This is a genomic window from Gammaproteobacteria bacterium, assembly GCA_019911805.1.
In the GTDB taxonomy this organism is placed as follows: domain Bacteria; phylum Pseudomonadota; class Gammaproteobacteria; order Thiohalobacterales; family Thiohalobacteraceae; genus JAHJQQ01.
On sequence record JAIOJV010000020.1, the window covers coordinates 1 to 11,809 of the forward strand.

An 11,809-nucleotide genomic window follows, 5' to 3' on the forward strand; every position below is an offset into this window, starting at 1 on the left:
CCCTACGATCGCCCGCCCTTATCAAAGAAACTCTGGGCCGGTAAGCCACTCGAGTCGATCTGGCGCAAGACGGACGCTGCCGGCGTCGACCTGCGCCTGGAGACCCGGGCACTGAATGGCGATCCCACGGCCCACCGTGTCAGCGACAGTCGTGGCGATGTGCATGTCTACGAGAAGCTGCTGCTCGCCACGGGGGGCGTGCCGCGCCATCTGCCATTCGCCGCTGACGACGTGATCTACTACCGCACCCTGGACGATTATCAGCGCGTGCGTGCGCTATGCGACCGCAAGGCCCGATTCGTCGTCATCGGTGGTGGCTTCATCGGCTCGGAGATCGCCGCGGCCCTGGCCAGCAACGGCTGCGCCGTGAGCATGGTGTTCCCCGATGCCGGCATCGGGGCACGCATCTACCCGCCCAGTCTGGCGGCGTTTCTGAACGACTACTACCGTGAGAAGGGCGTTACGCTGTTGCCGGGCGAGACGGTGGCGGGCATCACAAAGGCCGGCGCAACGAGCACGGTGACGACCGGCAACGGCACGGCGCTGACGGCGGATGCAGTGATCGCCGGTATCGGCATCCAGCCGGAGATCGGCCTGGCGAAGACCCTGGGTCTCGAGGTGGACAACGGCATCCGGGTCGATGCGTTCCTGCGCACGTCCCGTCCCGATATCTATGCCGCCGGCGACGTCGCCAATGTGTACAGCCCCATACTCGATATGCGGCGGCGGGTCGAGCACGAGGACAATGCCAATACCATGGGCGCGATGGCGGGTCGCAACATGGCCGGACGTACCGACCAGTATGAGCACCTGCCGTATTTCTATTCCGACCTGTTCGATCTCGGCTACGAGGCGGTGGGCGAGTTCGGCAGCGACATGGAGATCGTCGAGGACTGGCAGGAGCCGTTCCGCAAGGGCGTCGTCTATTACCTGCGGGACGGACAGGTGCGCGGGGTGCTGCTGTGGAATACCTGGGATCAGGTCGCCGCGGCGCGGGAACTGATCGCCGGGCGCGAGACGCTGAGTCCGCAGGCACTCAAGGGACGTATCCCGGGCTGAGCACGTCGCGGGTGTACGGCTGTGGCTGCGTAGATGCGCGGCCAGTCTGGTCGCCTGCCCGGCAGCCTGCGGGGGCCCGCCTGAGGAGAGGTCGTGGCGCGATACCGATTCATGCTGGAACCGCGGCCGCCCTTCCGGCTGGATCTGACGGTATGGGCGCTGCGCCGTCAGCCCCACAATCTCGTGGATCGGTGGGATGGTCACAGCTACCGTCGCGTCCTGCCGGTCGGCGCCACCGCGGCCGGGATCGAAGTCACGCAGCGGGGATCGCCAGAAACGCCGCAGCTGCTCGTGCGGGTCGAGACCGGGCACGGCGCGGGTGACGTCAAGTCGAGCGTGACGGCGGCGTTGCAGCGTCTGCTGGGGCTCGACATCGACCTCGGGGCGTTCTACGCCCTGGCCCACGATGACCCATGGCTGGCGCCGCTGGCCCAGCGCTTTCGTGGCTTCAAGCCGCCGCGTTTCACCACACCGTTCGAGGCGCTGGTCAATGCCATCGCCTGTCAGCAGCTCAGCCTCCACGTCGGCATCCTGCTGCTCAACCGTCTGGCACAGCGCTTCGGCGCACGCGCCGCCGACGGCCATGCCTTCCCCGTGCCGGCGGGTCTGGCCCGGCGCCGGGTGGACAGCCTGCGGGCGCTCGGCTTCAGTCGCCACAAGGCCCAGACCGTGATCGACGTGGCGCGTGGCGTGGTCCGGGGCGAGGTGGACCTCGAGCGCCTCACGGCGGACGATGACGCCGCGGCCGTGGAGCACCTGTGCGCGCTGCGGGGTATCGGTCGCTGGAGCGCGGAGTATGTACTGTTACGCGGGCTCGGCCGCACGCACGTCTTTCCCGGCGACGACGTCGGCGCGCGCAACAACCTGCACCGCTGGTTACAGCGTACGCGCGCGCTCGATTACGACGGTGTGCAGCGCGTCCTCAAGCCATGGCGCCCGTATGGTGGCCTGATTTATCTGCACCTGCTGCTCGATGGATTGGCGCGCAAAGGTCTGGTCACGCCGGTGGCCGAAACTCCTCAGGCAGGCTACTGACGGGCAAAGTCGATGACGATCGTTCCCGGTTCGCGCGTAATGTAGTTGATGCTGATGGCGGTGCCATAGCGCTGCTGCAGCTGCTGCAGCAAGGGGATCGGATCGTGGTCGTTGGTGAAGCGCATGGTCTCGCCAGGATGCAGGGAATCGAGCGCACCAAAGATCGCCGCATGCCGAAAGCGTTTGGCGACACCGCGGGCGTCGAAGGGATAGGTCTGCTCAGAAAGGATACGCAGGTGCGATTCGGACATGATGCCTCCTCAGTGACGCGGATGGGATCGGCGGTCGCCGCCGGCGGATCCAAGCTCCGTCGCCGGACGAATACCAGAGTAATTCAATCAGGAATTACGCGAATCCGACTTGACCAAGATCAAGCCGGCCGGACCCTGATGACACGTACTAAAACCCTTGTTGGCCACGGAAGCACACGGAATGATACGGAAAGAATTCACGATGGAACCCCAGGGTCCTCACCCACGGCTTGGTTTTCGGGTTTTATGGAATGAGCCTTTTTCCGTGTTGTTCCGTGTGTTTCCGTGGCCAACAGGGGTTAAGCCAGCGCCCTTCGGACCGGGGTCCACAGCACGAATGACCGTTATTGGAGGTGCCGTATGTCTTCACCCGCTATTCTGATGGTCGTCACCAGTCACGACCGCATCGATGCCGACCACCCGACCGGTCTGTGGTTCGAGGAGTTCGCGCTGCCCTTCACCAAGTTCCGCGCCGCCGGGTATACCGTCTCCGTCGCCAGCCCGCGTGGCGGGGATACGCCCATCGACGCGCGCAGCCTGGAAGACTACGACGCGACCGGCGCGGAGAACGAGGCCGCCCGGGCGGCACTGCGCGATACGCGCCGGCTGGATGCCGATGTCAGCGCGCGGGACTTCGCCGCGATCTTCTTCCCCGGCGGCCACGGCACCATGTTCGATCTCCCCGACAACCCGCACGTGCAGCGCCTGGTGCGCGAGTTCGCCGAGGGCGGCAAGGTGATCGCCTCGATCTGTCACGGCCCGGCCTGCCTGGTGGGGGTGATGCTGCGCGACGGCACGGCCTTCGTGCAGGGTCGCAGGGTCACGGCCTTCACCGACAGCGAGGAGCGCGCCGTGCAGTTGGATCAGGCCATGCCCTTCCTGCTGGAGAGCCGCCTGCGCGCGCAGGGTGCCGACTTCGTCCCGGCCGCCGATTGGACCGACAACATCGTGATTGACGGCCGGCTGGTCACGGGCCAGAACCCGCAATCCAGTGGCTCGGCCGCCGATGCCGTCATCGAACTCCTCGCTCAGCCGTAATCCAATCACTGCCGGCTGACCGTATACCCCACCGCCGTGCCCGGTTGTGCAGATGTCTTCTGAGACGCGGCGTCGCCGCTAACCCGGTCAGCGGGGCGGCCCCTGTCCGGCGAAGTGTCGCCTGCAGGGATTTTCTGGGATCATCCGCAACGCTGCATTCACTACCGGATCACCCGGGGACACGCGGCCCGGGGCAGAGGCCTCACCGCGGTGCCTTCACCACCCGGTGGCCGCTGAGTGGACACTGCAGGAGTATCCCCGGTGTTGCCGGGCATTCCACATGTCGCTGCGGCTGAATGGATGTCTCCAGGATCAATCGACTGCGTTCCCCGCACGGGCGCGCGGCGTGGCAATACTCGGCGGGAGAAGGGGCGGCATGCTCGAGATCGATGTCCTTGTGGTACGGAACTTCCTGATCGCGTTGCTGATCGGTGCACTGGTCGGTATCGAGCGCGAGAAATTCAAGACGCTGGAGCATCCGCAGAGTTTTGGCGGCCTGCGCACCTTCATTCTGTTCGCCGAGGTCGGTGCGGTCAGTGCCTGGCTGTCGCAGCACCTCGATACCCCGTGGTTGTTCATCATTGCCGTGCTGGTGATGGCGATCGTGATCGTCAGCGGCTACCTGCTGGAGAACCGCATCCAGCCGGACTCCGGGCTGACCACCGGGATCGCAGCGATCACCGTCTGTCTGCTCGGTGGCGCGGTGATGTACGGCTACGCGGAAATGGCGGTGGCGCTCGGTATCATCACCACCGCGGTGCTGACCTTCAAACAACCCCTGCACGGAGTGGTGGGCAAGATCGGCACCGACGATCTGTACGCCGGCCTCAAGCTGCTCATCGCCACCTTCATCGTCCTGCCCCTGCTGCCGACGCAGCCGATCGATCCTTGGCAAGTGCTCAGCCCCTACATGTTGTGGCTGCTGGTGATCCTGATCTCAGGCCTGTCGCTGGTCGGTTATGTGGCGGTGCGCTGGCTGGGTCCGGCGCGCGGCACCGTCGTCACCGGCATCACCGGCGGACTGGTGTCGTCGACTGCGATCAGCCTGACCTTCGCGCGCCAGAGCCGGCTCGATCCGGACCCGCTGGCCAGCGACACCCTCGCGGCCGGTATCCTGCTGGCGTGGATGGTGATGTTCGTGCGCGTGCTGGTCACGGTCGCCATCGTCTATGCACCCTTGGTGAGAGACGTGCTGGTGCCGTTCGCCGCCATGGGCGTGGTGGCCGCCGTGTTGGCCGGCATCTTCTACTGGCTGGGTGCGCAGCGTCGCTGGCCGGTGGGGCAGAGCGAGCAGGTGAAGGTGAAGAACCCGTTCAGCCTCATGGCGGCGTCGCGCTTCGGCCTGCTGTTCGCGCTGGTGCTCGCCATCGTCAAGCTCACCGAGCGCTACGCACCGGTCGAGAGCCTGTATCTGGTGGCGGCCGTCGCCGGTCTCCCCGGCGTCAATGCGATCACCTTGTCGATGACCGAGTACGCGCGCCAGGGCGGTGACCTCGCCGTGGCGGCGACCGCCATCGCCATTGCCGCGTTCTGCAATCTGCTCCTCAAATGGGGCATGGTGGCGGTGCTCGGCAGCCGGCCACTGCGGCTGCGACTGGCCGCGGCGACGGCGACGATCCTGGCCGTGGGTCTGGCCGTGGTGTGGTGGGTGTGAAAGGTCGATGACCACGGAAAGATACGGAACGATACGCAAGGTGTCGCAGCGGGGGTTTTACGTCCGTACTGCGACTGGTGTAGACAGAGAGATGGCGTCACTCAGCCCGGTATGGTGTGCTGTTCCAGCAGTGTCGCCTGGGCGCTGCGCGGCTTGTGGCCGCCGCTGGGCTTCGCGCGACGGTATTCCCCGTCCTTGTTGAGGAGCCAGGCCTGGGTGTTGTCGGCCAGATAGAGCTCCAGACTTTCCTGCAGGATACGCTTGCGCAGACTCTGGTCTTCGATGGGGAAGCACACCTCGACGCGCTGGAAGAAGTTGCGCCCCATCCAGTCGGCGCTGGACAGATAGAGATCGTAGTCACCCTCGTTGTGGAAGTAGAACACCCGCGTGTGCTCCAGGAAGCGGTCGACGATGGAGCGCACACGGATGTTGTCCGATACGCCGGGTATGCCCGGGCGCAGACAGCAGATACCGCGCACGATCAGCTCGATCTCCACCCCGGCCTGCGAGGCCTGATAGAGCGCACGGATGATCTGTGGTTCGATCAGCGCGTTCATCTTGGCGATGATGCGCGCGGGCTTGCCGGCACGGGCGTTGTCCGCCTCGCGCTCGATCAGCCGCAGCAGTTCCCGGTGCAGGTTGAAGGGCGCCGGGATGATCTTCTTCAGTTTCTTGCCGCGGCCGAGGCTGGTCAGCAACTGGAACACCCGGTGCACATCCGCGCCGATGGCCTTGTCACAGGTGAACAAGCCGTAATCGGTATACAACCGCGCCGTGTACGCGTGGTAATTGCCTGTGCCGAGGTGCGCATAATGGCGCAGCCGGCGCTCCTCACGGCGTGTGACCAGGATCATCTTGGCGTGGGTCTTGTGGCCGACCACGCCGTACACCACATGCGCACCGGCCTCCTGCAGGCGGGTGGCGAGCTTGATGTTGTCCTCCTCGTCGAAACGCGCCCGCAACTCGATCACCACCGTGACCTCCTTGCCGGCCCGTGCCGCATCGACCAGCGCCTGGACGACCGTGGAATCGGCACCGGTACGGTAGAGCGTTTGTTTGATGGCGAGCACGTCGGGATCGGCGGCGGCCTGGCGCAGAAAATCCACCACGGGGATGAAGGATTCGAACGGATGATGCAGCAGCACATCGCGTGCCTGGATGGCCTCGAACAGATTCATGTCGGGCGCGAGCCGGGCAGGGCGCGACGGTGTGAGCGGCGGATATTTCAGATCAGGGCGGTCGACCAGGTCGTAGATGGCCAGCAGCCGGTTGAGATTGACCGGGCCATGGACCTGATAGAGGTCGTCGGCGCCCAGCTTGAACTGGTGCAGCAGATAATCGGCCATGGCCTCGCTGCAGTTGTCCGCCACCTCCAGACGCACGGCATCGCCGTAGCGGCGCGCCAGCAGTTCGCCCTCGACCGCCCGCAGCAGGTCCTCGATCTCCTCCTCGTCCACGAACAGGTCGCTGTTACGTGTGACCCGGAACTGGTAGCAGCCGGTCACCTTCATGCCGGGGAACAGGTCGCCGACATGGGCATGAATGATCGATGACAGGAAGACGAATTCGTGCGGTCCGCGGCTGTGGCTGTGCGGTACCTGGATCAGCCGCGGCAATGAGCGCGGTGCCTGCACCACGGCCACCCGGCTGGAACGGCCGAAGGCATCCTTGCCCTCCAGCGAGACGATGAAGTTCAGGCTCTTGTTCAGGATGCGCGGGAACGGGTGTGCCGGGTCCAGACCCAGCGGGCTCAGCACCGGCAGCAGCTCGTGGGTGAAGAACCGGTGCACCCACTGGGCCTGCCTGGGTGCCCACTCGGTGCGGCGCAGGAAGCGGATGTGTTCGGTGGCCAGCGCCGGGAACAGCTCGTCGTTGAGGACGCGATATTGCTCCGCCACCAGCCGGTGGGCTGTGGCCCTGATCTGGCCGAGCGCCTCCGGTGGACTCAGACCGTCCGGGCCGGCCGGGGCCGTAGCGCCGGAGGCGAGTTTCTCCTTCAGGCCGGCGACCCGGATCTCGAAGAATTCGTCCAGGTTGGTGCTGGAGATGCACAGGAACTTGAGTCGCTCCAGCAGTGGCACGCTGCGGTCCCGGGCCTGCTCCAGGACCCGCCTGTTGAATGCCAACAGGCTGATTTCACGATTGATGTAGAGACCGGGCTGGCTGAGATCGGGGCTGTCCATGAGGTGGGCCGCTGCGGCGTAGGGCCCCGGCATTATGCCCGATTTGTACGACCGGCAACCAGGACCGGCCGGACTGTAACAGTACTGTCACATGGCGCGCCTATGCTATGCGTCCACATGAACCGCCCGTTACCCGCTACGGAATCGCCGCTGTCCCGGATCAGCGCCGCCACCCAGGCGCGCCGCCGCCGCTGGCGCATGGCCAAGGACGGGATGGCCCGCCACGGCGTCATGATCGGCGGCTTCGGTGTCATCGTCGCCATTCTGTTGATCTTTTTCTATCTGCTATACGTCGTCTTCCCGTTGCTCGAGCCGGCCTCGGCGGAGGCGGTCGCCGACTATCGGCTGGCCGGGTCGGTGGCCGATACCCTGCACCTGGCCATGGAGGAGCAGGCCGAGATCGCCGTGCGCTACGACAGCGCTGCGCGGGTGCGGTTCTTCGCCACCCACGACGGCCATGTGATTGCCGAGCAGGCCTTGTCGGTACCCGCAGGCGTGACCGTCACCAGCCACGCCCAGGGGCTGCCCGCCCGGGGCGGGGTGTCGTTGGGTCTGTCCGACGGCTCGGTCCTGCTCACCCGGCATACCTACAAGGTGAGTTTCCCGGAAGACCGGCGTCTGATCACCCCACAGCTGGAGTTCCCACTGGGCGAGCAGCCGCTACCGATCGACGCCGCCGGTCAGGCTCTGGAGCGCATCGCTGTGCAATCCGGCGATCGCACTATCGTGGCGGCCCTGACGGCCGACCAGCGCCTGCTGCTGGTGATTCTGCAGAAGGAGGAATCCTTCCTGGAGGAATCCCGGACCCTGCGGCGCTTTGACCACGTACTGCCCAATACCACCGGACGGGTGCGCTACCTGCTGGTCGATCCGGATCAGCACGCGCTGTTCGTGGCCACCGACGCCGGCACGCTGGCCTACTACGACATCAGCGATCCCGAGGCGCCGCGCCTGGTACAGCAGCTCGGTGTAGTCCCGCCCGGCGGCCGGCTTACCGATCTCGAGTTGCTGGCGGGCGGCATCTCGCTGCTGGTATCCAGCTCCGACGGCCAGATCACGCAGTGGTTTCCGGTGCGTGACGAGGCGAACCAGCCGATGCTGCGCCGCATCCGCAGCTTCGCCAGCGAGGCGGCGGTGACGGCGATGGCACCGGAATTCGCCCGCAAGGGTTTCCTGACCGCGAATGTCCACGGCGGCGTGGACATCTACCACACCACCGCCGGTAAGCACGTCCTGGATGTGCAGGTCAGCGACCAACCGCTGCGGCAGCTGGCGGTGGCGCCGCGCGCGAACGCCTTCCTGGCGGAGGACGCCGCCGGGCGGTTGCACTTCTGGCATATCGACAACGAGCATCCCGAGGTCTCCTGGTCGTCGCTGTGGGGCAAGGTGTGGTACGAGAGCTATCCCAAGCCGGATTACGTCTGGCAGTCGTCCTCGGCCAGCAACGACTTCGAGCCCAAGTTCAGTCTCACCCCGCTGGCCTTCGGCACACTCAAGGCGGCCTTCTACGCCATGCTGTTCGCAATGCCGATCGCCATCTGTGGCGCCATCTACGCGGCCTATTTCATGGCGCCGGGCATGCGCAAGCTGGTCAAGCCAACCATCGAGATCATGGAGGCGCTGCCCACCGTGATCCTCGGCTTTCTCGCCGGCCTGTGGCTGGCGCCGACGGTCGAGGCGCATCTGCCGGGCGTGTTCGCGCTGCTGCTGTTGCTGCCGGTCGGTACGTTGCTGTTCGCCTGGCTGTGGCGGCTCATGCCGGTGGGCGTGCGCCACCGTGTGCCGGACGGCTGGGAGGCCGCGCTGTTGATACCGGTGCTGCTGCTCATGGCCTGGGCGTCGATGGCGCTGAGCGCGCCGCTGGAGACACGGCTGTTCGGCGGCGACATGCGCGTATGGATGCGCAACGAGCTGGGCATCGGCTTCGATCAGCGCAACGCATTGATCGTCGGCCTGGCCATGGGCTTCGCGGTCATCCCGACCATCTTCTCCATCGCCGAGGACGCCATCTTCAGCGTACCGCGCCATCTGACCAACGGCTCGCTGGCACTCGGCGCCACGCCCTGGCAGACGCTGGTGCGGGTGGTGCTGCTCACCGCCAGCCCCGGCATCTTCTCGGCGGTGATGATCGGCATGGGGCGCGCGGTGGGCGAGACCATGATCGTGCTCATGGCGACCGGCAACACGCCGGTGATGGATCTCAGCCTGTTCCAGGGCATGCGCACGCTGTCGGCCAACATCGCCGTGGAGATGCCGGAGGCCGAGGTCGCCAGCACGCATTTCCGCATCCTCTTCCTGGCCGCCCTGGTGCTGTTCATGTTCACCTTCGTGTTCAACACGCTCGCCGAGCTCGTGCGGCAGCGCCTGCGCCGCAAGTACGCGTCGCTGTGAGGCCGGCCATGAAGACCTGGATCAAGAGCGGCGCCCCGTGGATCTGGATGAACGCGGCGGCGGTCAGCACCAGTCTCATCATGGTCGCCGGCCTGCTGGGCCTGATCGCCCTGCGCGGGCTCGGCCATTTCTGGCCGGCGGACGTGGTGGAGATGGACTACCTCGCCGCCGACGGCGAGGTGGTACGCCTCATCGGCGAACTCGGCGCTCACGAGGACGTGCCGCGCGAGCGGCTGGCCGCCACCGGCGTACGCTTGCCCGGGGGCGACACGGTCACGCTGCGCCGCTACCTGCTCAAGACCGGAAACCGCGACGTGGCGGGGCCGGATTTCATGTGGGTGCTGGGGCACGATATCCAGGCGCGCCGCTATCCGCCCGAGCTGGTCGCCATCGAGCGCCGCGAATGGGGCAATTTCTACGGCTACCTGCGCGAGGTGCGCCAGGCCGGTGCCAGCGTCGCCAGCGGCGACCAGGCCTGGGACGCGCTGCAGCCACGGTTGCAGCGCGCCCTCGATTTGTTCGCCGCCATCCGCGACATCGAGCGCGGTGCCATCGGCAGCATCAACTACCGCCTCGAGCAGCTGCGGCTGCGCACCCGCCGCCTGGAACTGGACGGCCGGAACGATCCGGCGGCGCTGGCCGACATCGCCGCCGAGCGCGCCGGCCTGCAGGCGGAGTACGAAGGCCGGCAGCAGCAGCTGGCGGATCTGTACCGCGACATCGCCCGCGACAGCATCGTGGTCGAGACGCAGGCCGGCCAGCAGGTCGAACTGCCGCTGTCCAAGATCGTGCACATCCGCCAGCCCAACGCCATGGGCATGTTCACCAAGCTGAAGACCTATTTCGCGAAGGTCTGGGAGTTCCTCAGCGACGAACCGCGCGAGGCCAACACCGAGGGCGGCATCTTCCCCGCCATCTTCGGCACGGTGCTCATGGTGATCCTGATGTCGGTGCTGGTGACGCCCTTCGGCGTGATCGCCGCGCTGTATCTGCGCGAGTACGCCAAGCAGGGGCCGGTGACGCGCATGATCCGCATCGCGGTCAACAACCTCGCCGGCGTGCCCTCGATCGTCTACGGCGTGTTCGGCCTGGGCTTCTTCGTGTATTTCCTGGGCGGCAACATCGACCGGCTGTTCTATCCCGAGGCGCAGCCGGCGCCGACCTTCGGCACGCCGGGCCTGCTGTGGGCCTCCATCACCCTGGCGCTGCTGACGCTGCCGGTGGTGATCGTGGCTACGGAGGAGGGCTTGGCGCGCATCCCCAAGGCCATCCGCGAGGGCAGCCTGGCGCTCGGCGCCACCAAGGCCGAGACCCTGTGGCGCACCGTGCTGCCCATGGCCAGCCCGGCCATGATGACCGGCCTGATCCTGGCCGTGGCGCGCGCCGCCGGCGAGGTGGCGCCGCTGATGCTGGTCGGCGTGGTGAAGCTGGCGCCGACGCTGCCGCTGGACGGCAACGCCCCGTTCCTGCACCTCGACCGCAAGTTCATGCACCTCGGCTTCCACATCTACGACGTCGGCTTCCAGAGCCCGAACGTCGACGCCACCAAGCCCCTGGTCTTCGCCACCGCGCTGCTGCTGATCGTGGTGGTGACCGCGATGAACCTGGTCGCGATCGCGATCCGCAACCACCTCCGCCGCAAGTACGCGGGCAGCGCCGTCTGAGCCGCGACCCGGACCTCTGCCATGATCCCGACCACCGCTCTCGAGGAGCACCCGATGGCCGACGCCGCCCGGACCCCCATCCCCTCGTTCGAGCCCGGCACCGCGCCGGCGCCCGAGCGCTCCGCGGCGGGCGATCCGGCGCTCACGCCCCGCATCGACTCGCCGATCCTCCAGATCGACCGTCTCAGCCTCTGGTACGGGGCGAAGCAGGCGCTCAGGAGCAACTCGCTGCTCATCCCGGAGAAGAAGATCACCGCCTTCATCGGGCCCTCGGGCTGCGGCAAGTCGACGCTGCTGCGCTGCGTCAACCGGCTCAACGACCTGATCGACGACGTCCGCATCGAGGGCGAGATCCGCTTCGAGGGGCGCAACATCTACGACCCCGAGGTCGAGATCAACGCCCTGCGCAAGCGGATCGGCATGGTCTTCCAGAAGTCGAACCCGTTCCCCAAGTCGATCTACGAGAACGTCGCCTACGGCTGCCGGATCCAGGGCATCAACCGCAAGAGCCTGCTCGACGAGATCGTCGAGAAG

General features: G+C 66.5%; 9 protein-coding genes. 7 read left to right on the forward strand and 2 right to left on the reverse strand.

Annotation, left to right across the window (positions count from 1 at the left end; genetic code table 11):
• On the forward strand, positions 1-1,059 hold a 1,059-nt coding region (locus K8I04_01645; GenBank protein MBZ0070422.1), incomplete at its 5' end, for an NAD(P)/FAD-dependent oxidoreductase.
• 111 nt (positions 1,060-1,170) lie between these two features.
• A complete protein-coding gene (locus tag K8I04_01650) occupies positions 1,171-2,094 on the forward strand; it encodes a DNA-3-methyladenine glycosylase 2 family protein (GenBank protein ID MBZ0070423.1) in 924 nt (307 codons plus the stop codon).
• Here K8I04_01650 and K8I04_01655 read toward each other — a convergent pair.
• Positions 2,088-2,345, reverse strand: coding sequence for a DUF2249 domain-containing protein (locus tag K8I04_01655; protein MBZ0070424.1), 258 nt, complete (start codon positions 2,343-2,345; stop codon positions 2,088-2,090). The genes K8I04_01650 and K8I04_01655 overlap by 7 nt on opposite strands.
• 381 nt (positions 2,346-2,726) lie before the next feature.
• Here K8I04_01655 and K8I04_01660 point away from each other — a divergent pair, with 381 nt between their 5' ends.
• Positions 2,727-3,383, forward strand: coding sequence for a type 1 glutamine amidotransferase domain-containing protein (locus K8I04_01660; protein MBZ0070425.1), 657 nt, complete (start codon positions 2,727-2,729; stop codon positions 3,381-3,383).
• Between the two features lie 376 nt (positions 3,384-3,759).
• Complete coding sequence (locus K8I04_01665) at positions 3,760-5,037, forward strand: MgtC/SapB family protein (protein MBZ0070426.1); 1,278 nt, start codon at positions 3,760-3,762, stop codon at positions 5,035-5,037.
• A gap of 101 nt (positions 5,038-5,138) precedes the next feature.
• Here the strand turns inward: K8I04_01665 and ppk1 are convergent, their stop codons facing one another.
• Entirely contained in the window at positions 5,139-7,220 is a 2,082-nt protein-coding gene (ppk1, locus tag K8I04_01670; protein MBZ0070427.1) for a polyphosphate kinase 1, read from the reverse strand.
• Positions 7,221-7,337: 117 nt separating this feature from the next.
• Between ppk1 and K8I04_01675 the strand changes: the two genes are divergently transcribed.
• The 3 genes from K8I04_01675 to K8I04_01685 form a co-directional block, all read left to right on the forward strand.
• Positions 7,338-9,611 (forward strand): ABC transporter permease subunit, encoded by a 2,274-nt coding sequence (locus K8I04_01675; GenBank protein MBZ0070428.1) that lies wholly within the window; start codon positions 7,338-7,340, stop codon positions 9,609-9,611.
• 8 nt (positions 9,612-9,619) lie between these two features.
• Entirely contained in the window at positions 9,620-11,275 is a 1,656-nt protein-coding gene (gene pstA / locus K8I04_01680; GenBank protein MBZ0070429.1) for a phosphate ABC transporter permease PstA, read from the forward strand.
• A 54-nt stretch (positions 11,276-11,329) separates the two neighbouring features.
• On the forward strand, positions 11,330-11,809 hold a 480-nt coding region (locus K8I04_01685), incomplete at its 3' end, for an ATP-binding cassette domain-containing protein (GenBank protein ID MBZ0070430.1).

Bases quoted from the DNA above. Each gene is read 5' to 3' on its own strand.
- K8I04_01650 (MBZ0070423.1), top strand. From the start codon at position 1,171: ATGCTGGAACCGCGGCCGCCCTTCCGGCTGGATCTGACGGTATGGGCG.
- K8I04_01655 (MBZ0070424.1), bottom strand. From the start codon at position 2,345: ATGTCCGAATCGCACCTGCGTATCCTTTCTGAGCAGACCTATCCCTTC.
- K8I04_01660 (MBZ0070425.1), top strand. From the start codon at position 2,727: ATGGTCGTCACCAGTCACGACCGCATCGATGCCGACCACCCGACCGGT.
- K8I04_01665 (MBZ0070426.1), top strand. From the start codon at position 3,760: ATGCTCGAGATCGATGTCCTTGTGGTACGGAACTTCCTGATCGCGTTG.
- ppk1 (MBZ0070427.1), bottom strand. From the start codon at position 7,220: ATGGACAGCCCCGATCTCAGCCAGCCCGGTCTCTACATCAATCGTGAA.
- K8I04_01675 (MBZ0070428.1), top strand. From the start codon at position 7,338: ATGAACCGCCCGTTACCCGCTACGGAATCGCCGCTGTCCCGGATCAGC.
- pstA (MBZ0070429.1), top strand. From the start codon at position 9,620: ATGAAGACCTGGATCAAGAGCGGCGCCCCGTGGATCTGGATGAACGCG.